Source organism: Janthinobacterium sp. NFX145, assembly GCF_049810325.1.
In the GTDB taxonomy this organism is placed as follows: domain Bacteria; phylum Pseudomonadota; class Gammaproteobacteria; order Burkholderiales; family Burkholderiaceae_D; genus Janthinobacterium; species Janthinobacterium rivuli.
The window spans coordinates 2,114,692-2,135,490 of record NZ_CP187360.1 but is presented as its reverse complement, the minus strand read 5'-3'; the positions used below and the strand labels follow the sequence as shown (position 1 = coordinate 2,135,490).

Genomic DNA, 20,799 nt, shown 5'->3' with positions numbered 1-20,799 from the left:
TTAGCATGCAAGCTCTTCTTTAATGGATAGCCTGCATCATGACCACGACGACACCCAAGCGCATTTTGATACTCCTCGGCCACCCGTCCAGCGACAGCTTTTGCGCCACCCTGGCCGATGCCTACGCCGCCACGGCCCGCAGCGCAGGCCACACGGTGCGTGAGCTGCGCCTGGGCCAGCTGGACTTCGACCAGAACCTGCATGAAGGCTACCGCCAGGTGCAGCCGCTGGAAGCAGACTTGCTGGCGGCGCAGGAAGCCATCAGCTGGGCCGAACACCTGGTGTTCGCCTACCCGATCTGGTGGGGCGGCGCGCCGGCCCTGCTGAAAGGCTTCGTCGACCGCATCTTCCTGCCCGGCTTTGCCTTCAAGTACCGCCCGGGCAAGGCTTTCCCGGCGCAGCTGCTGAAAGGCCGCACGGCCCAGCTGCTGGTGGCGATGGATACGCCGCCCTGGTATTTCCGCTGGGTCTACCACATGCCCGGCATTCACCAGCTGCGCAAGACGACCCTGGAATTTTGCGGCGTCAAGCCCGTCAAGGTGGCCAGCTTTGGTCCCATGATCGATTCCACCGCAGCGCAGCGAGCGCGCTGGCTGGAACAGGCACAGGCGCTGGCCCGGCGCCTGTAAGTTGCTTGCCATGTAGCCATCATGCATACGGTTTTGACAAGCTGGTAATCAAGCCGTCACATTCCAAGGCTACCATGATGATATTGCCTGTTTGTCAGTCGCCTTGCTGTTGCGACAACAAGGGTCCGATCGTCATGTAAAGGTAGCCGCTGTGGAGTTCAACGCTTCTCGATTGCATCTTCCCCGTTATCGCACGTCCGTGGCGGCTGACCTGTGCATCCCCACGGAATCCGTGCAGGCCGACGCCAGCAATTTCGCCGTGCTGGAACTATTCACGGAACGGCGCGACATGATGAGTCTGCCCGTCACGGAGCAGCAGCGCCCTATCGGCTTAATCAGCCGCAACATCTTCATGTCGCAGATGTCCAAGCCCTTTTATCACGAGGTGTACGGCAAGAAGAGCTGCATCGCCTTCATGGACAAGGAACCGCTGATCGTCGACGGCGCCATGAGCATCGAAGACCTCACCTTCCGCGCCGTGGAAGCGGGCGAGAAGGCGCTGGCCGACGGCTTCATCATCACCGAGGCTGGCGCGCTCGCCGGCGTGGGCTTCGGCTTGCAGCTGATGAACGTGGTGGCCACCATGCAGGCGGAAAAGAACCGGCAGATCATGCACAGCATCGATTACGCCAGCGTGATCCAGCGCGCCCTGCTGCGCACATCAAGCGCGGAATTGCGCGCCACCCTGCCCGACGCGCACCTGGAATGGCAGCCGCGCGACGTCGTCGGCGGCGACTTCTACTTCTTCGAACGCCATGCGGGCGGCTGGTTCGCCGCCATCGCCGACTGCACCGGACACGGCGTGCCGGGCGCCTTCATGACCCTGATCGCCTCGTCGGCCCTGAGCCAGGCCTTGCGCGAACTGGGACCGCACGATCCGGCCGCCCTGATCGGCGCCGTCAGCCGCTCCATCAAAACCCTGCTGGGCCAGGACGGCGCCGGCAGCGACAACGCTGGCCACGCCGGCTCGAACGACGGCATGGATTGCGCCTTCCTGTGCTACGACACGGCCAGCGCCAGCCTGCGTTTCGCGGGCGCGAAACTGGCGCTGCACGTGGTCGCGCCGGGCGAGGACAGCGTGCGCGCCATCGACGGCGCGCGCATGGGCGTGGGCTATGTCGACACGCCGGCCGGCTACTGCTGGCACAACGAGACGCTCGCCATTCCCGCCGGCAGCCTGCTGTTCCTCACCACCGACGGCTTGCTCGACCAGATCGGCGGCGCGCGCGACATCGCCTACGGCAAGCGCCGCATGCGCGAACAGCTGCTGGCGCGGCGCGACGCTCCCGCCGGCGACGTGGCGGCGGCCCTGCTGCAGGACAGCGCGGCATGGCAGGGAGCACAGCCGCGCCGCGACGACCTGACCTTTTTCTGTTTCCGCCTGTAGTTTTGGCGCCATCGAGCCACCTTATCAACAAGAAACCGGGTCACCGGCTAGCCAGGAGCACGGACGTGCTGTACGAAGAATTCAACGAGTTTTGGGATGTGGCACGCAAGCGCAACATCATCTTTTTTTACGTGGGCTATTTCTCGCAGCACGTGGTGAACGCCATTTCCGAAACCATCAAGGCGCGCCTCGACACGGCCGGCGCGGCCGGCCCCACGCGGCGGCGCATCTTTTCCTCGTTCATCGAGATGTCGCAAAACATCATGCATTATTCCGCCGACAGCCTGACGCCCGATGCGCAGCTGGACCAGCAGATGCGGCGCGGTTCATTCTGTATCGGCACGCGCGGCGACAGTTTTTTTCTGCTGTGCGCCAACCCCGTCTCGACGGACAACGTGGCGCAGATCCGCGCCCGCCTGGAACCGCTGCACACCATGACGATGGAGGAAATCCGCCTCGCCTACAAAAAGGCCTTGCGCGAGGAAGCGCCGGCCGACAGCAAGGGCGCGGGCCTGGGGTTTCTCACCATGGCGCGCGACGCCAGCGAGCCGCTGGAATTCGAATTCGTCCAGGATCCCCAGGAACCGGGCCACACCATCTTCTGCATCAAAGCCATCATTTGAAAGAGCCGACTCAGGAAAGCATATGCAATTACCGTCACCACTGTTCATCGCCGCGACCCCGAGTTCGCCCGAAATCGACTTCCGTTTCGAGCAGCACACCCTGTCGATCAAGGGCGAGTCGTATCCGGAAAACGCGGCCGCCTTCTATGGCCCGCTGATCGCCGCCGTGCGCGCCTACCTGGAAGGCTGCCGCGAGGCGGCCATCACCGTCAACGTCTCGCTGGCCTATTTCAACAGTTCCAGCACGAAGATGCTGTTTACCCTGTTCGACACCCTGAACCAGGCGGCCGTCGATGGCAACCAGGTGCGCCTGAACTGGTATCACGACGAGGATGACGACACCATTCTGGAATTCGGCCAGGAGCTGCAGCAGGACTTTACGGCGCTGGACTTCCGCGACCATCCCGTGCAGGGCAGCTAGGGCATGCGCGCCGCCATCTCCGAGGCTGGACTGGAGCCAGACCTGTTCACCGTGGAAGCGGCGGCGCTGGCCGCCGCGCGCCGCATGCACGCCGACGCCAGCGCGTCGGGCGCGGAACAGCGGCGCGTGCTCGGTGAACTGATCATCCACTACGAGCGGCTGATGCGCGAGACGCGGCGCCTGATCGGCCGCAGCGACCGCGCCGAGCGCGACATGCATCTGCTGAACCGCCAGTTGCAAACCCTGGCCGGCCAGCTCGAATACCGCGCCACGCACGATCCGCTGACGGGCGCCCTGAACCGCGGCGCCGTGATCGACCACGCCTCGCGCTGCCTGGCGCAGGGCGACATGGCGCTGATCGTGCTCGACATCGACCTGTTCAAGCAGGTCAACGACGACTTCGGCCATCCGGCCGGCGACGGCGTGATCCAGGCCGTGGTGGACTGCCTGAAGGGGCTATTGGGACAGGAGACGGCCATCGGCCGGGTCGGCGGCGAAGAGTTTTCCGTCGTCTGGCCCACCTCCTCGCGCGACGACGCGGCGCAAGTGGCGCAGCGCATCTGCGAGACGGTCGGCCGCCAGCGCCATGCGGCGCCCATCACGCGCGCCATCACCGTCAGCGTGGGCCTGAGCTGGAACCGCGCCGGCACGCCATTCGAAACGGCCTATAGCCATGCCGACCAGGCCCTGTACCAGGCCAAGCGCGAAGGACGCAACTGCGTGCGCCAGTGGCTGGAAAGCTGAAGCGGGCCTCAGCGGATATGTTCGCGCGCCATGCTGCCGTCGCGGCGCATGGCCGCCGCGGCGCGCTGCATGGCCGCCACCTGCGCCTCGGGCAATTGCTTGTTGCAAGCGAGGTAAGTCTGCACGCGATTAAAAGTCAGCAGCGGCACCACCTTGCCCTCCCACTCCTTGCCGACGAAAGGCTTGCTGCCCACCGCCAGGCCCACAGCCCACAGGTCGATGCGCCCGAGCAGCAGCTTTTGCGGATTGAGCCACTCCTGCGTCACGGGCGCCACGTTCATGCCGCGCTGGCGCAGGTAATCGTCGCGCGCGTCGCCGAGCACCGTGCCGATCACCAGGCCGCGCGCATCATCGAGCGTGCGCAGCGCCAGGTGCCGCTCGGCCAGGCCGTAGAGTATCCATTCCGCTTCGTTGAGGGGGCCGATCCAGCGAAATTGCGCTTCGCGCTCCTGCGTGCGGCTGGTGGAAAAGATGCAGGTATCAGGCTCGCGCAGCGCCTGCGCGTACGCGCGCTTCCACGGCAGCAGCTCGATGCGGTAGGAAAGACCGGCGCGCGCCATGATGTCGCGCACCTTGAGCGTTTCCCGTCCCACGACGACATTGCCTTCCATCATGCTCGACGGCGGCAAATGCTCGCCGACGATGCGCACGTCTACCGCCGCGGCCAGCGCCGGCATCAGCAGCGCCACTGCCAGCAGCCACGCCATGCTTGCTTGTTTCATGCTTGCTTTCATCTGCTACAGGGGATTGAAGCCGATGTTACCATCGGCTCACCCTGGCATCGCCGCATATTGCCAGTTAAACCATTTATTTTCCGCAGCGTGGCAACAGGCCAACGCCGGGAGAACGCCATGCGGAAGGGGATGGGAGAAATGTAACTGGCGGAAAACAGTAGGAGTCGAACCTACGGGAGAACGTCTGACGCCCTCCACCGGGTTTGAAGCCCGGCCACATCACCGGATGAGTGTGCTTTCCGCGGTGCCTGAGCTAGCTGCTGGGCAAGGCTGCCGTATAGGACCACAGCGCTTGCGGGCGTAATAGATGCCCATTGCCAACACGGCGAGTATAACCGACGCGGTCAAAGAATTCCAAGACCTGGATCGCCCGCTTGCGGCCCAGGCCGCTGGCGTCGCGGAAGGTGGCCGCGCCCACGGCGCCGGAACCGTGCGCCAGGCCCTCGTCCAGCTCCGCTTTTTCGGCCAGGGCGCGCACCAGTTGCGCCAGCTCGGCCAGGGCCGACGGATGGTAGAACAGGTCGTGCACGACCTGGCTGATCTGCCCTGCCTTGGCGAGTTTGCGTAACAGCTTGCGCGTCTCGTCCTCGGCCAGGCCGAAGCCGCGCGCCAGGTCGCGCGTCCACGGTGGATCGAAGCGCCCCTGCTCCAACCCGGCCAGCAAGGGTTCGGCCACCGCCTGCTCCTGCGGCGTCAGTTCCACGCTGTGCGCCGGCAAATGCAGGCTGGCGCCGCGCGCGAGGATCTCGCCACGTGCCAGCAAGCCTTCGACCAGATGGCTCCACAAGGCGTCTTCCATCTCGGCGTCGACGATGCGTTTCAAACGCCACAGTTCCGGCCCCGCCTCGTCGGGCGCGCGCGCATGGAAGGTTTCCAATGCTGCCATCACGCGCGCCTCCAGCGCCAGCAACGCGGCCGGCGCCAGCAGCAGGGCGTCGCCACCGCGCAGGGCGATGCGCCGCGTGTCGGACGGCAGCGCCAGGGCGTCCGCCGGCAACAGGGACAGGCGCACCAGCAGCGATTCGCGCAAGCCCAGCGGACTTTGCGCCAGCAGGGCCGCATAGTCGCCCTGCGCGATGAACGCGGCCAGCGCATCGAGCCACGCCAGCCTGGCCGGACTGCGGCGCTTGCGCGCGGGGCCAAAGGGATCGAGCACCATGCCGCCGCCCACCGTTTGCGTCGCTTGCGCATTGCGCACGACGAAGCGGTCGCCCGGCACGCCGTGCATCGGCGCGTCGAACACCAGCTGTACCCTGCCCGTCTGCCCCGGCGACAGCGTTTCGCCATCGAGCATGACGGCGCGCGCCAGCTGGTGCGCCGCGCCCAGGTGCACGTGCAGCGGCGACCAGGCTTTCAGCTGCACGCCGGCGTCTGGCAGCAGGGTCAGTTCCACGTCGAGGCGTTCGGAACACTGCGCCAGCGCGGGCGCGACGATCCAGTTGCCCCGCTCGATGCGTTCGCGGTCGATGCCGGCCAGGTTCAGCGCCAATCTCTGGCCCGCCATGCCCGTCCCGGCTGCGCGGTTCTGCGCATGGATGCTGCGCACGCGCGCCTGTGCATCGCCGGGCGCCAGCTGCAGCATGTCGCCCACCTGTACGCATCCCGCCAGCGCCGTGCCGGTGACGATGGTGCCCTGCCCCGACAAGGTGAACACGCGGTCCACGCCGAGGCGGAACAGGCGCCGCTCGTCACGCTGCGGCAGGCTGCGCGCCACTTGCGTCAGGTGCGCCAGCAAGGCGGCCACGCCCGCATCGTCGTCGCGATTGGCGGCCGTGGGAAAGATCGGGCTGCCCGCCAGCGGCGTGCCGGCCAGCAGCGCTTCGATGTCCGCCTCCACCTGCGCCACGCGGGCGCCATCGGCGCGGTCGATCTTGGTCAGCGCCACGGCGCCGCGCGTCACGCCGAGCAGCTGCAAAATCGCCAGGTGTTCGTGCGTCTGCGGCATGATGCCGTCGTCGGCCGCCACCACGAGCAGGGCAAAATCGATGCCCGTCACGCCGGAGGCCATGGTGCGGATGAATTTTTCGTGACCGGGCACGTCGATCACGCCCAGCACCGTGCCATCTGCCAGCGGCAGATAGGCGTAGCCAAGTTCTATCGAAATGCCGCGCGCCTGCTCTTCCTTCAGGCGGTCCGTGTGCACGCCCGTCAGCGCGCGCGTCAGGGTCGTCTTGCCATGGTCGATATGGCCTGCGGTGCCGACGATCATGCGGACAACTCGGCGAGCTGCGCGATGAAGGCCGTCTCGTGCGCCGCTTCCAGACAGCGCAGATCGAGCCACAGGGTGTCTTGCCCGATGCGCCCGATCACGGGGCACGGCAAGGCGCGCAAACGCTGTTCCAGCACGCCCAGGGGATTGCTCAGACGCGAGCCAGGCGCGCTGCGGATGGCCAGGCCAAAGCTGGGCAGCTGGTCGACGGGCAAGGCGCCGCTGCCGATCTGGCTTTTCATGGCTTCGGCGGTGACTACATAGGCGGCACCAAGAACGCCTTGCAGCAGCGGCAGCAGGGTTTGCGCCTGCGCGCGCATGGCGCAAGCGGGACGCGTCAACAGGCGCAAAGTGGTCAGACGTTCGGCCAGCAAATCCGGCGCGCGATACAGCTGCAGCACCGGCGCCAAGGCGGCCAGGGTCAGCTTGCCGACCCGCAGTGCGCGTTTCAGCGGGTTGCGCTTGATCTTCGCGATCAGATCGGCGCGCCCGACGATGACGCCGCATTGCGGGCCGCCCAGCAGTTTATCGCCGCTGAAGGTCACCAGGTCGGCGCCCGCTTCGATGGTTTCGCGCACCGTCGTTTCATGCGGTAGACCATACTGCGCCAGGTCGACCAGGGTGCCGCTACCCAGGTCGACGGCCGTGGGAATGGCATGTTTTGCTGCCAGCGGCACCAGTTCGTCCAGCTCCACGCTTTTCGTGAAACCGGTGATCGCGTAATTGCTGCAGTGGACCTTCATCAGCAAGGCAGTGTTCTCGTTGATCCCGTTCGCGTAATCGGCCAGGTGCGTGCGATTCGTGCTGCCCACTTCGCGCAGTACGGCGCCCGCGCGCGTCATGACGTCGGGGATGCGGAAAGCGCCGCCGATTTCCACCAGCTCGCCGCGCGAGACGACGACCTCCTTGTTCTGCGCCAGGGTATTGAGCATCAGCAGCACGGCGGCCGCATTGTTGTTGACGATGGTGGCCGCTTCGGCCCCCGTCAGTTCGCGCAGCAGTTCCTCGACCAGGTCGTCGCGGTCGCCGCGCTTGCCCGTCTCCAGGTCGAATTCCAGATTCATCGGCCACTGCAGCGCTTCCACCACGGCTTGCACGGCCGTATCTGGCAGCAGCGCGCGGCCCAGGTTCGTGTGCAGCACGGTGCCCGTCAGGTTGAACACGGCGCGCAGCTGCGAGCGCGCTTGCGCCTGCAGCCGTTCATCCATTTGCGCGGCGATGGCGGCAATCGATGCGCCCTCCTCGCCGCATTCACCAAACCCTGCGCCGGCCAGCATGGCCGTGCGCAGTTCGGTCAGCACGGCGCGCGCGCAGGCCAGAGTCTGCACGCGGCCGTAGCGCGCGATCAGGGCCAGGCAAGCCGCGTCGCCCAGGATGCGGTCGACCGACGGCAGGCGCACGGTTTGCCCCGTCGTCATGACTGCTGGCCCTCGCTGTTTTCATTCTTCCCCAGCCACAGCAGCGGGTTGCCGCTGGCGCGCTGGTAGCCCGCTTCGCCCACCAGCAAGTCGAGCATCAGGCTGGCCAGGTCGTCGGCCAGCGGTTCGACGTTGTAATCGTGTTCCTGGTTGAAGACTTTTCGATAGGTATGGCAATCGTCGCAGGTTTCCGCGCGCGCCACTTTTTTCGGATCGTTCGCCTTGTTGGGCAATTTGTCGTCCTTCGCCGTCACCGGGTCGAACGGCTTTGCGTCGGCCGCGTCCAGGCCCTGGTAGGCGATCTTGCCATTCTGTTCGCAGGTCGAGCACTTGACGCGCACCATATGCCATTCGCTTTCGCAAATGCCGCAGTGCAGGTAGCGGTAACCCTGCGACTGGCCGCCGATGCGGATCACGCTGGCGACGGGGTGCGAACCGCAGACGGGACACAGGGTGCCCGTTTCCAGGTCCGGCACGCGCGCGGCGCGCAGTTCGCTGGCCGACACCGACCACAGGATTTGCAGGGCGGCCGCGACGAATGGCGCATGCATGGGATTGAGGTTGTCGCCGTTTTCATCGAGCACGGCGTCGGCGCAGGCGTCCAGCGCTGGCGCGTCGAGGGCGCGCAATTGCGCCAGCACCTGCGTCAGGCCACCGGACAATGCCGGCTGGCTTGCCGCCGTGGCGGCCAGTTCATCGAGCAGGCTGGCAAAGATGTCGCGCCAGACGGGCGGACGGGCGCCGCTGACGGGCAGCACCGGCATGCGGTGCTGGATGGCGCGGCGCAGCGCGTCCGGGTCGGCGGCAGGCACGGCGCCGGGCGCCAGTTTTCCCACCACGGCCGCTTGCGCATCGGCCAGCGCGGCCATCAGCACCAGGTAGCCCTGCATGCCCGCGTCGACGGGGATGCCCTTGATCTTACCCTGCGCCAGTTCGCGCAAGCGCAAGGCGCGCGCCGTAAACAGGCTGTCAGGCTGCGGCAGCAGCAGGCGCGGAATCGCGTTGTGGTCCAGGCCTTCGATTTCGCCTGGCTGGAGTATGCGTTGTACCAATGGAGTTTTCCCATCAAAAAAGGGGATGTAAAGTATTTTAATCGATACGGTCGCGGCAAGCCGCAAAGAAAGGGGTCAGTCCCTTCGGGTCTGACCCCAGCAGTTGCAGTTGGGTTTAATTACGATTACGAAGAGCCTTAGTCCTTCGTATTGCGAATAACCGCCTCAAACCACTTCGGATGGTGCTTGCGCGCCCAGCCGTAGGTGACGGTGCCGCGCACCATGGCGCCGATCGAGCCCTTGACCCAGATAGCCGCGTAGATGTGCACGATGATGGCGCAGATGATGGCAAACGCGCAACCGGCATGCAGCAAGGCGGCAAAGCGCACGACGTCGATCGGGAAATAGAACGCGAAATACGCGCGCCAGATCACGACGCCCGACAGCAGCAAGCCGATCATGCTGACCAGCAGCACGAAGAACAGGATCTTCTGGCCGGCATTGTATTTGCCGATCTTCGGAAGCTTTTCTTCGCGGTTGTTGAGCACGTCGTCCATCTGTTTCAGCCACTGCTTGTCGCCGTCCTCGAACTTGTTGTGGTGCCAGAAGCGCACCACGAGGATCGCGAACGAGACAAACATCACCAGGCCGGCAAACGGATGCAAAATGCGCGTCCATTGCCCGCCGCCAAACAGATTCGCCAGCCACGCCATCGACGGATGGAACATGGCCAGCCCGGACAGGGCCAGCATGACGAAGGTGATGGCCGTGACCCAGTGATTCGTGCGCTCGTTGGGGTTGTAGCGTTCGATCAAGGGATTGCCATCCTTGTCGCGCAGCTTGCCATCGTGAAGTTCACTATGCTTCATGCTGTTCCTCCCGGATGCGCTTGGCCTCTTCCAGCGCTTCGTGCTCTTCATCCTTGCTCACTTCGTTCGGACCGACACGCGTGTAGTGGAACAGGCCCGCCAGCGCCGTGGCAGCCATGCCGGCCACCGCCAGCGGCTTGGACCAGCCCTTCCAGAAGCCCACCATCGGGCTGATGCGCGGGCGTTCCGGCAAGTTCGAATACAGCTTCGGCTTGTCGGCATGGTGCAGCACGTACATCACGTGCGTGCCGCCCACGCCCAGCGGATCGTACAGGCCCGCGTTCTCGAAACCGCGCGACTTCAGGTCGACGATGCGCTCTTCCGCATGCACCTTCATGTCTTCCTTGGTGCCGAACACGATGGCGCCCGTCGGGCACGTTTTCACGCAGGCCGGTTCCTGGCCCACGGCGACGCGGTCCGAACACAGGGTGCACTTGTAGGCGCGGTCGTCCTTTTTCGAAATGCGGGGCACGTCGAAAGGACAGCCGGCCACGCAGTAGCCGCAGCCGATGCAGTTTTCCTGGTGGAAATCCACGATGCCGTTCGTGTACTGCACGATGGCGCCCGGCGCCGGACAGGCTTTCAGGCAGCCCGGGTCCTCGCAGTGCATGCAGCCATCCTTGCGGATCAGCCATTCGAGGTTGCCGTCGTTGTTTTCGTGTTCGGCAAAACGCATCACCGTCCACGATTGCGGCGTCAGGTCCGTCGGATTGTCATAGGTGCCATGGTTTTCGCCGACTTCATCGCGCAAGTCGTTCCATTCCATGCACGCCGTCTGGCAAGCCTTGCAGCCGATGCATTTCGACACATCGATCAGCTTGGCCACGGTGCCCGTCACCGGGCTGCGCGCTTGCGGCGGGGTCACCGTGGTCGCCGACAGGCGCCGGATATCTAAGGATTGCAGTGCCATTATTGAGCTCCCATCATGCTTTTTCCACCTTCACGAGGAAGGACTTGAATTCCGGCGTTTGCGAATTCGCATCCCCCACGCCCGGCGTCAGGGTATTGATCAGATACCCTGGCTTGGCCACGCCCGTAAAGCCCCAGTGCAGCGGCAGGCCGACGGTATGCACCTGCTTGCCCTCGATCGTCAAGGCCTTGATGCGCTTGGTGACGACGGCCTTGGCGATGATGTGGCCCCGCTTGGAACTGACGCGCACTTCGCCACCGGCGACGACGCCGATGCTCTTGGCCAGCTCTTCGCCGATTTCAACGAATTGCTGCGGCTGGATGATGGCATTCAGGCGTGCATGCTTGGTCCAGTAATGGAAATGCTCGGTCAGGCGGTAGCTGGTCGCCACATGCGGATACTCCTCATGCGTGCCGAACATTTTCCGGTCATCGGCGAACACGCGCGCGGCCGGATTGCTGGTCGCCTGCGGGTTTTTCGGATGCATGGGGTTGTAGCCCAGCGGATTTTCGAACGGCTCGTAATGCTCGGGGAACGGACCTTCGGCCATGGCGCCGCGCGCAAAGAAGCGCGCCACGCCCTCGCCCAGCATGATGAACGGACCCATGCCGTTTTCCGGCGGTTCGTCGACCTTGAAGTCGGGAATATCGGCCCCGCTCCAGTTCGTGCCATTCCACTCGATGAGCTTACGGGTCGGATCGAAAGGCTTGCCCTTCAAGTCGCACGAAGCGCGGTTGTACAGCACGCGGCGGTTCGCCGGCCACGCCCAGGCCCAGCCCAGCGTCTGGCCGATGCCGGTCGGGTCGCTGTTGTCGCGCCGTCCCATCTGGTTGCCCGCCTGCGTCCAGCTGCCGGCGAAAATCCAGCAACCGCTGGTGGTCGTGCCGTCGTCGCGCAATTGCGCAAACGAGGCCAGCTGCTCGCCCTTTTTCACCAGCAGCTTGGTCGGATCCTTGAGATCGTACAAGTCAACCAGCGCCTTGCCGTTGAATTCGCGGGCGATTTCTTCCGGCTGCGGGTTATGCGGCTGCGCATAATTCCACGTCAGGTTGAGAATCGGATCGGGGAACTTGCCGCCCTCTTTCTGGTACATGCTGCGCATGCGCAGGAACAGGCCCGACATGATCTCCAGGTCGCTGCGCGCCTGGCCCGGCGGTTCGGCCGCCTGCCAGTGCCATTGCAGCACGCGCGAGGAACTCACGAGCGAACCGCGTTCTTCGGCGAAGCAGCTGGTCGGCAGGCGGAACACTTCCGTCATGATCTTGGTGGGATCGACTTCGTGATACTGCCCGTGCGCCTTCCAGAATTCGCCCGTTTCCACGGCCAGCGGATCCATGATGACGAGGAACTTCAGCTTCGACAGCGCTTCCGTCACCTTCTGCTTGTTCGGCGCGGACGCCAGCACATTGAAGCCCTGGCAGATATAACCCGTCATCTTACCTTGGTGCATATTCTCGATGGCTTGCATCAAGTCATACGGCTTGTCGAGCTTTGGCAGGTAGTCGAAGGCGTAGTTGTTTTCCGCCGTGGCAAAGTCGCCCCACCACGTCTTCATGAAGCTGACGTGGAATTTGCGGTAATTGCTCCAGTAGCTGAGCTGGTTCGGCCGCAGCGGCTTGGTGGCGCGCGCGGCGATATAGCCATCGAAATCCTGCTCGGCCTCGTTCGGCAAGGTCATGTAACCTGGCAACAGGTTCGACATCAGGCCCAGATCGGTCAAGCCCTGGATGTTCGAGTGGCCGCGCAAGGCGTTCATGCCGCCGCCCGCGATGCCCATATTGCCCAGCAACAGTTGCACCATGGCGCCCGTGCGGATGGTCTGCGCACCCGTCGAGTGGTGCGTCCAGCCCAGCGCGTATAGGATGGTACCGGCGCGTCCCGGCACGGCGGTCGAAGCCAGGGCTTCCGCCACTTTGTGGAACTTGTCGGCCGACACGCCGCACGTACGTTCGACCATTTCGGTCGTGTAGCGCGCGTAGTGCTTCTTCATCATCTGGTAGACGCAGCGCGGGTGTTCCAGGGTCGGGTCGACCTTGGCATAGCCGTCTTCGCCGATCTCGTAATCCCAGGTGGCCTTGTTGGTGTACTTGCCTTTTTCCTTGTCGAAACCCGAGAACAGGCCGTCTTCGAACGCATAGTCTTCGCGCACGATGAAGGGCATGTCCGTGTAGTTGCGCACGTACTCATGCTGGATCTTGTCGTTCGTCAGCAGATAATTGATGATCGCGCCGAGGAAGACGATGTCCGTGCCGGTACGCGTGGCGCAGTAGTAATCTGCCACGGATGCGGTACGGGTAAAACGCGGATCGACAACGATCAGCTTGGCCTTGTTATGCGCCTTCGCTTCCGTTACCCATTTGAATCCGCAAGGATGTGCTTCTGCTGCATTGCCGCCCATGACCAGGATCACGTCGGCATTCTTGATATCGACCCAATGATTCGTCATCGCGCCACGGCCAAACGTCGGGGCAAGACCTGCCACCGTCGGTCCGTGTCATACACGCGCCTGATTATCAAAGGTCAGCATCCCCATGCTGCGCACTGTCTTGTGGGTCAGGTAACCGACCTCGTTGCTGCCGGCGGACGCGGCAAGCATGCCGGTGGAGAGCCAGCGGTTGACGGTCTTGCCGTCGGCATTCTTTTCGATCAGGTTGGCGTCGCGGTCATCCTTCATCAGGCGCGCGATCTTGTCGAGCGCCACATCCCAGGAGATCGGTTGCCATTCCGTGCCGCCCGGCGCGCGGTATTCGGGCACTTTCAGGCGGTTCGGGCTGTGGATGAAGTCGACCAGGCTGGCGCCTTTCGGGCACAGGGTGCCGCGGTTCACCGGGTGATCGGCATCGCCTTCCACGTGGATGATGCTGGAGACGGCATTTTTCGCGCCGTCGCCCAGTCCATACAGCAGGACGCCGCATCCTACCGAACAGTAGGGACAGGTATTGCGTGTCTCGGTGGTGCGAGACAGCTTGTATTGCCGCACTTCCGCCATCGCCTGGCCCGGTGCGAAACCGAGCAGGGCGAGGCTGGAACCAGCAATGGTCGCGCCAGTTACCCGAAGGAACTGGCGCCTGGACATCTGAACCATATTCAGGCCTCTATGATGTGAGTAAATAAAAGTCATACGGCGTCGTGGTCGTGTCATATCACTAAGATATAAGCACCATGCCTGTGCCGTATGACACTATTTTACCCCTCAAACTCAGTCAAGGCTCAGTCCGCCCTAAAAAATTGCACATAGTCAACATTATTTTATCAGTACCGAACAGTTCCTCTAATCAATACGAGCCTGCCCGGCGCAGCGCCCGTCCATGAAAAAAACCCGCTCGCGAGCGGGTTGTGAGGAAACGATAAAAATTACAGGCTGTAGCGCAAGGTCAGCGCCACATTGCGCGGCGCGCCCGGCAAGCTCAGGTTCGGGCTGGAACCGTGGCCCGACACGATGTAGCGCGTGTCGCCGATATTGTTGATGTTCAGCTGCACTTCATAGCGGCCCGTGCGGTACGCGGCCATGGCGTCGGCCGTCACGTAGCCGGGCAAGACCACCGTGTTGCCGGCATTGGCGAAACGGCTGCCGACGGCATTCGCGCCGCCGCCCACGGTGAAGCCGTGGCCCAGGTCTTTCGTCAGCCACACATTGGCCATGTTGCGTGCCGTCAGGGTGGCGCGCTTGCCTTTGACGTCAACGGAGCCAGCCGCATTCACGCTCGTGTCCTTGGCGATGGAGTCCGTGATGGTGGCGTCCAGCCAAGCGTAGCCGGCCATCATTTTCCAGCCATCGTGCAAGTCCGCATTGAAGGTCAGTTCCAGCCCATCCGTGCGCTGCGTGCCGATGGGCACGATACGGTTCGTGATCGGTTCGCTGCTCTTGATATTGTCGCGCTCCAGGCGGAACAGCGACACGGTGGCGTTGGCGCGGCCGCCCCACAGGTCGTACTTGGCGCCCACTTCCGTGTTACGCGTGGTTTCCGGCGCCAGGTCGGCATTGTTGGCGGCCAGGGCGAAGTTTTCGCCGCTCGGCTGGAACGAGCGGCTCCACGACGCGTAGTACGATTGCACGGCGCTCGGTTGCCAGACGAGGCCGGCGCGGGGGCTGTAGGCCGAATCCGTGCGCGACAGGTCCGCCGTCGTCGCGCCCAGCGCATTGGCCAGGCGCGACTGCTGCTTGTAGCGGTCGTAGCGCAGGCCGGCCAGCGCCTTCCACTCGTCGCTGAAGCTGATGGCGTCCTGCACGTAGGCGGCGGCCGTGTCGTAGGTACCGAAGGTATCGCCGCGCGCGCCCAGCTTGCTGCGGCTGACCTGCGGCAGGACGGGATGGAAGATCGATACGTTCGACGCCACCGCGGTCGAGGCCCAGCTCGACGCATCCTTGTTTTGCTTGCCGAACTCGGCGCCGTACAGCACTTCATGGCGCAAGGTGCCTGTGACCAGCTTTTGCGTCAGTTCCGTCTGGTTGAACCAGCCGCTCTCGTCGCGGTTCAGCTTGGCGTGACCGAGGTTCATCGTGCCTTTGACCTCGTTGACGTTGCCGGAAATATTCGTGTTGTTGCGGTCCAGGTGGTAATCGTAATAGCGGAAGGCATTGCGCAGCGACAAGCTATCGCTGAACTTGTGCGTCAGGGTGGCTGCCGTGGAGACCACGCGCGACTGGCTGAAGTCCGCATCGCGCGCATTGGCGGCGCCAAAATAGGTGCGCGCGTCGACAGCGACCGGGCGGCCGTGGTAGGACGGGATGCCGAAGTCCGTCAGGCGGCGGTCTTCCAGGTACTCGCCCTGCAGCAACAGTTTGGTGGCGCTGGACAGGCGGATGGCCACGGAAGGCGACAGCGCCGTGCGGTTGATGAATTGCTGATCGCGGTAGCTGTCCGACAACTCGCGCGCGCCCGTGAAACGCCAGTCCACCGTCTCGCCGACGCGGCCCACGTCGACTTCGCCACGGCGCCCTTTTGTATTCGTCAGGCTCAGGGCCAGATCCGTGATATCGATACCTGGCTTCTTCGTGATGCGGTTCACCAGGCCACCCGAGGAACCGCGGCCGTACAGCACGGCGGCCGGTCCCTTGATCACTTCCAGACGCTCCACGTTCGACAGGTCGCGGAAATACAGGGCGTCATCGCGGAAGCCGTCGACGAACTGGTCGCCGATGGCCGTGAAGCCGCGGATGAACACCTGGTCGCGCTGGCCGTCGCCCGTGGACAAGCCCACGCCGGGGATATTCTTCATGATGTCCTGGATCGACATGGCGTTCTGGTCGCGGATGACGGCGGCCGGCACCACGTTGATCGTCTGCGGCACGTCGCGCAAGGCCATTTCCGTCTTGGTGCCGCTGGCCGAGGTGGCGGCGACATAGCCCTCCTTGTCCTTCGACGCCGTCACGGTGACGGCGGGCAAACTTTCCTGTGCCCAGCTTGCCAATGGCGTGGCGCCGAAGGTCAAGGCGCCCAGTACGGCGATGGTGATCGGTTTACATCCTGGCTTGCGCTGTTGCTGCATACAATTCCCTGGTCGATGTTTTAATACGAATGATTATCATTAGTATTTTATCAGCCAGTGCGGCGCAAAGTAAGCACTTCTGTAAGTGATAGTACTTATGGACTAGGTACTTGATGTAAAAACACAACAGGAAATCAATATCAAAAAACAATTAAAATTGCTTTGAAAAACTATTTCCCTGCGTCAATGCTATACTTGCGGCTTGCTGGGCAACGGTCAGCCTGACCGACATGCCCCTTGCTTTACCTCCATCGCCACGCTCAGCGTGGCGCGCCGCACAGCCATCACGCGGCACCCGAAGACCCCGATCCCCTGCGCCTTGCGGCGCCTGTCCGCCCCTGCTGGCGGCGGCGATCATGACTATTAAACTGTTAGGAATTACATGAAAAACCTGAACATCGGCAGCCGCCTTGGCGTCGGCTTTGCTGTCGTATTGTTGTTGCTTGCCGCCTTGACCGTCACCGCCCTCGTGCGCATGCAAACGGCCAGCGACCTGACTTACCGCCTCATCAATACCAGCATCAAGAACCAGCGCATGGTGGCCGAATGGTCGAAGATCATTGAACTCAACAGCGTGCGCGGCGTCGCCTCGTTTGAAATCACCGATCCCGTCGTGCGCGCCAAGATCGAGGAAGACTTGAAAGTCGATGCGGAGCGTTCCAGCAAGCTGCAGGATGACATCATCGCGTCCCTGCTCAACCCGGCCGTGATCGAGCAATTCAAGGTCGTGCGCAAGGTGCGCACCGACTACGTGACGACGCGCGCGCGCGCCTTCAAGATGAAGGCCGACGGCGACGTGGCAGGCGCCAAGGTCGTGTTCGACAAGGAAGTCGCGCCGATCACCGTGGCTTATCTGGCCGAAGTGAAACGCTTTGCCGGCATGCAGATCAAGGCCGCCGACGGCGTCGGCAACAGCATCATCGAAGCCTACAGCAGCACCCGCGTTTTCCTGATCACCATGGGCGTGCTGGCTGTGCTGATGGGCATCGGTTTCGCCTGGTGGATCACGCGTTCGATCACCGGCCCCATCCGCGCCGCCGTGAAAGTGGCGGAAACCGTGGCAGCGGGCGACCTGAGCAGCGTCATCACGGCGCAAGGCCGCGATGAAACGGGCCAGCTGATGCACGCCCTGAAAACCATGAACGACAGCCTCGTCGGCATCGTGGGACAAGTACGCAGCGGCACCGACACCATCGCCACGGCGTCCGCGGAAATCGCCGCCGGCAACCAGGACCTGTCGTCGCGCACGGAGCAGCAAGCCAGTTCGCTGGAAGAAACGGCCTCGTCGATGGAAGAACTGACCTCGACCGTGAAACAGAATGCCGACAACGCGCGCCAGGCGAATAAACTGGCCGGCGACGCAGCCGGCATCGCCAGCCGCGGCGGCGCCGTGGTGGCCGAAGTGGTCGCCACCATGGGCGAGATCAATACCTCGTCGAAGAAAATCGTCGACATCATTTCCGTCATCGACGGCATCGCCTTCCAGACCAACATCCTGGCCCTGAACGCGGCCGTGGAAGCGGCACGCGCCGGCGAACAGGGCCGCGGCTTTGCCGTGGTCGCCACGGAAGTGCGCAACCTGGCGCAGCGTTCGGCAGCGGCGGCAAAAGAGATCAAGGGCTTGATCGACGACTCCGTGCAAAAAGTCGACGTGGGCACGGACCTGGTCGACAAGGCCGGCAAGACGATGGAAGAAATCGTGCAAAGCATCGGCTTCGTGACGTCCATCATGAGCGAGATCAGCAACGCCAGCGAAGAACAGAGCGCGGGCATCGAGCAAGTCAACCAGGCCATTTCCGAAATGGATCAAGTGACCCAGCAGAATGCGGCCCTGGTGGAAGAAGCGTCGGCAGCGGCCGAAGCGATGCAGGAACAGGCGAGTGAACTGGCGCAAGTGGTCAGCGTCTTCCGCCTCGACGCCAATGCGGCGGCCACCGACCGTTTCAGCGTGAAAACCGCACAGCGCAGCGCGCCGGTGGCGACAGCCCCTGCCGCGCCAGCCCGCAAGGCCTCCACCCCCGCCCTGCGCCTGCCCGTGATGCGCAACAGCGGCAAGGCGGCGGCGCCGGCCGAAGGCGAGTGGGAAGAGTTTTAATCCGCGTCAACAGCAAGAACAGCTATTGCCGGCGTATCTCGGCAATGGCTGCCTCCAGCACCTCGTCGCGCCCGGCCCGTATGCCGGCAAGCGTGGGCCTGACCTCGATATCGGGAATGATGCCCACGCGCTGCGTGGGGCGCCGGTCCGGATAAAACACGCCGATGCCGCTGATCAGGGTGCTCAAGCCGCCAGGCAGCGAAAACGTCGAAATATTGCCATCCGCGCCAGCCGTGGTGCTGCCGACCACCTTCGCGCGCGGCGCCACGCGCAAGGCCATGGCCGTGTATTCGGCCTGGCTCTGGCTCACTTCATCGACCAGCAGCATGACCTTGCCCGCATAGCGCGGCGCTTGCGGGTACAAGGCCACAGGCTGGGTCCAGTGGAAGGCGCCGGGGTTGACAAGGTCGCCCTTGGTAAAGCGGGCAAACGCCGTGGGCCGCTCGACCAGGTAAGCACCCAGGGCAAAGACGACAAACTCGCGCGGGTAATTGCGTAGATCGATAATCAGGCCGCGGCTGCCTGCCGCCGCTGCCATATGCGCCGCCACGTCGGCCCGCTTGAGGCTCGACAGCTTGAGGTAGGCGATATCGTCGCCCAGGCGCTGAAACGTTTCCCCTTCCCTGTCATGCGTGTCCTGGCCCGCTTGCCGCCCGGCTGGCACGCGCTGCGCCGTCAATTCCACAGTCTCCTGGCCGCGGCGCACCTGCAGCCGGATTGCACCGCAGGCGCCAGCCGTCAGCCTGCCCGCCATGTCGCGCAAGCGCGCCGCCTCATTCGATGCCGCATAGTGGGGCCGCCAGGTGGCGACCAGTTGCGCCACCGGCACGCCATCGACGCTGTCAATGACATCGCCGACCTGCAAGCGCGTCGCCGCCCCGGCTTCGGCTTCCCGGTAACCCACCACCACCGCGCTGGTGTCGATGAAGCGGAGCTTGACTGGCAGCCGGCATTGCCCCACAGGCGGACGCACGTGCATCGAACTCCACAGATTAGTATGGGTATCGTGCAGGCGCGCGATCACCGCCATCATTTCCAGCTGATAGCTGGCGCGGTCCCTGGCCAGCGCGATGCGCGGCAGCGACTGGTGCAAAACGTCATCCCAGTTTTCCCCTGTCAGATCGCGGTAGGGCGCCCAGTATTCGATGATATTCCAGAAGCGAAACAAGGCCAGCAACTGAAAGCCGGCATCGGGCAGCGCCAGGTCCGGATAGGCTGGTTCATGTTCAAAAACGGGATTGCCCACCTGCTCCTGCATGCGCAGATAAAATTGGCTGGCCGACGCCGGCCGGTGCAGATAAATGTGCCGCAGATCGGCGCGCAAGCCCGCACCCAGCAAGCTCGCATCATCCATCCATTGCAGCGCGGGACGCAAATGCAGCTCACCCTGTGCCGGGACGGCACAAGGGTCGCAGCCGGCAAGCGGCCCCAGACCGGCGATCCAGTCCCGCAGCACGGCATCGCCCGCCGCCCTGTCGGGCGCGTCCAGCATTTTCGGCATGACACGCAGGAGTTCATAGTCCCACTGCCGCCCGCCTGCGGTGATCAAGGGGTGATGGTATTTCAGGAAGCCCCATACCTTGCCGAGCACGGCGAGATTGTCGACTTGTGCCGGCGTCACGGCATCGAGCGCGATGCGCGAGCCGGCATCGAAGGCGTGATCCGTTTCAAACGCGGTGTGGCGGCCATCCTGCGAAAAAGCCGGCGGCGCCGTAGCGACGAACAGAAAGGCAATGGCTGGCATGCACCAGCGCGCCAGTCTCAGACAGGGTATCCATTTCATCCAGCTTCCTTGACAGGGGTTACGACAGCCATTCAGCTCAGGCGCGCTTGCGCATCCGCGACCAGGGTGGCCAGCTCGCGCGGCACCGCTTGCGCCAGGAAATCGAGCGCCAGTTGTTCCGGATCGATGGCCGCGTCCAGCGGCAAGCCATGCTCGAAGCCGCCCACCATGATACGGCAAAAATGCGGCGATTCCGCCCACGTTTCCACATACCAGCAGCCCGCATGGCCCTGCACGAAGTATTCGCCGATAAAGTAGCCCAGCATGGTTTTCACCCACTGCCAGCTCTCGTCGCGGATGACGATGGTGCGCATGGCAGCATCAATGTACGGCAGGTATTCGGCCGCGTTGGTCAGCACTTCGTGCGCCGGCTGAATGCCCAGGCGCTCGACGAAATTCACCAGCGAGGCGCCCAGCGCGTCATAGTAGGCATCGAAATCCGCCTGGCTTTGTTGCAGTAATTTTTCTTGTTCGTTCGACAGCATTCACACTCCA

16 protein-coding genes and 1 tRNA gene are annotated in these 20,799 nt (G+C 63.7%); 6 read left to right on the top strand and 11 right to left on the bottom strand.

What is annotated here, in order from left to right; translation table 11 throughout:
- The first annotated feature begins 38 nt into the window (after positions 1-38).
- The 5 genes from ACPJXG_RS09570 (at position 39) to ACPJXG_RS09550 (ending at position 3,804) form a co-directional block, all read left to right on the top strand.
- Complete coding sequence (locus ACPJXG_RS09570; RefSeq protein WP_425254065.1) at positions 39-629, top strand: NAD(P)H-dependent oxidoreductase; 591 nt, start codon at positions 39-41, stop codon at positions 627-629.
- A gap of 172 nt (positions 630-801) precedes the next feature.
- Positions 802-2,016 (top strand): SpoIIE family protein phosphatase, encoded by a 1,215-nt coding sequence (locus ACPJXG_RS09565; protein WP_425254064.1) that lies wholly within the window; start codon positions 802-804, stop codon positions 2,014-2,016.
- Between the two features lie 65 nt (positions 2,017-2,081).
- Positions 2,082-2,639 carry a SiaB family protein kinase gene (locus ACPJXG_RS09560; RefSeq protein ID WP_034756676.1) on the top strand — a complete coding sequence of 186 codons (558 nt, stop codon included), beginning with the start codon at positions 2,082-2,084 and terminating at the stop codon, positions 2,637-2,639.
- A 22-nt stretch (positions 2,640-2,661) separates the two neighbouring features.
- The gene (locus tag ACPJXG_RS09555) at positions 2,662-3,060 is read left to right on the top strand and encodes a DUF1987 domain-containing protein (protein ID WP_034779193.1); all 399 of its coding nucleotides are present in this window, start codon (positions 2,662-2,664) and stop codon (positions 3,058-3,060) included.
- A 3-nt stretch (positions 3,061-3,063) separates the two neighbouring features.
- Positions 3,064-3,804: a GGDEF domain-containing protein gene (locus tag ACPJXG_RS09550; protein ID WP_099400506.1), complete on the top strand. Its 741-nt coding sequence runs from the start codon at positions 3,064-3,066 to the stop codon at positions 3,802-3,804.
- An 8-nt stretch (positions 3,805-3,812) separates the two neighbouring features.
- On the opposite strand, the gene ACPJXG_RS09545 is transcribed toward ACPJXG_RS09550, so the two are convergent.
- The 9 genes from ACPJXG_RS09545 to ACPJXG_RS09505 form a co-directional block, all read right to left on the bottom strand.
- Positions 3,813-4,526 carry a substrate-binding periplasmic protein gene (locus ACPJXG_RS09545; RefSeq protein WP_255206283.1) on the bottom strand — a complete coding sequence of 238 codons (714 nt, stop codon included), beginning with the start codon at positions 4,524-4,526 and terminating at the stop codon, positions 3,813-3,815.
- A 157-nt stretch (positions 4,527-4,683) separates the two neighbouring features.
- A tRNA-Sec gene (locus tag ACPJXG_RS09540) sits at positions 4,684-4,779 on the bottom strand.
- A gap of 12 nt (positions 4,780-4,791) precedes the next feature.
- Positions 4,792-6,747, bottom strand: coding sequence for a selenocysteine-specific translation elongation factor (gene selB / locus ACPJXG_RS09535; protein ID WP_425254063.1), 1,956 nt, complete (start codon positions 6,745-6,747; stop codon positions 4,792-4,794).
- Positions 6,744-8,165: an L-seryl-tRNA(Sec) selenium transferase gene (gene selA / locus ACPJXG_RS09530; RefSeq protein WP_425254062.1), complete on the bottom strand. Its 1,422-nt coding sequence runs from the start codon at positions 8,163-8,165 to the stop codon at positions 6,744-6,746. The genes selB and selA overlap by 4 nt, the downstream gene beginning before the upstream one ends.
- A complete protein-coding gene (gene fdhE, locus ACPJXG_RS09525; protein WP_425254061.1) occupies positions 8,162-9,217 on the bottom strand; it encodes a formate dehydrogenase accessory protein FdhE in 1,056 nt (351 codons plus the stop codon). The genes selA and fdhE overlap by 4 nt, the downstream gene beginning before the upstream one ends.
- 137 nt (positions 9,218-9,354) lie before the next feature.
- Positions 9,355-10,026, bottom strand: a complete 672-nt coding sequence (locus tag ACPJXG_RS09520) for a formate dehydrogenase subunit gamma (RefSeq protein ID WP_425254060.1) — start codon at positions 10,024-10,026, stop codon at positions 9,355-9,357.
- Positions 10,016-10,936, bottom strand: a complete 921-nt coding sequence (gene fdxH / locus ACPJXG_RS09515; protein ID WP_035820208.1) for a formate dehydrogenase subunit beta — start codon at positions 10,934-10,936, stop codon at positions 10,016-10,018. Before fdxH ends, ACPJXG_RS09520 begins: the two co-directional genes overlap by 11 nt.
- 13 nt (positions 10,937-10,949) lie before the next feature.
- Positions 10,950-14,021, bottom strand: coding sequence for a formate dehydrogenase-N subunit alpha (fdnG, locus tag ACPJXG_RS09510; RefSeq protein WP_081922499.1), 3,072 nt, complete (start codon positions 14,019-14,021; stop codon positions 10,950-10,952).
- A gap of 269 nt (positions 14,022-14,290) precedes the next feature.
- Positions 14,291-16,426 (bottom strand): TonB-dependent receptor, encoded by a 2,136-nt coding sequence (locus ACPJXG_RS09505; protein WP_425254059.1) that lies wholly within the window; start codon positions 16,424-16,426, stop codon positions 14,291-14,293.
- 382 nt (positions 16,427-16,808) lie between these two features.
- Here ACPJXG_RS09505 and ACPJXG_RS09500 point away from each other — a divergent pair, with 382 nt between their 5' ends.
- Entirely contained in the window at positions 16,809-18,521 is a 1,713-nt protein-coding gene (locus ACPJXG_RS09500; protein ID WP_425254058.1) for a methyl-accepting chemotaxis protein, read from the top strand.
- 22 nt (positions 18,522-18,543) lie between these two features.
- Here ACPJXG_RS09500 and ACPJXG_RS09495 read toward each other — a convergent pair whose 3' ends face one another.
- Both ACPJXG_RS09495 and ACPJXG_RS09490 read right to left on the bottom strand, forming a co-directional pair.
- Positions 18,544-20,265, bottom strand: a complete 1,722-nt coding sequence (locus tag ACPJXG_RS09495; RefSeq protein ID WP_425254057.1) for a S41 family peptidase — start codon at positions 20,263-20,265, stop codon at positions 18,544-18,546.
- Positions 20,266-20,336: 71 nt separating this feature from the next.
- Entirely contained in the window at positions 20,337-20,789 is a 453-nt protein-coding gene (locus ACPJXG_RS09490; protein WP_425254056.1) for a hypothetical protein, read from the bottom strand.
- Positions 20,790-20,799 lie beyond the last annotated feature (10 nt).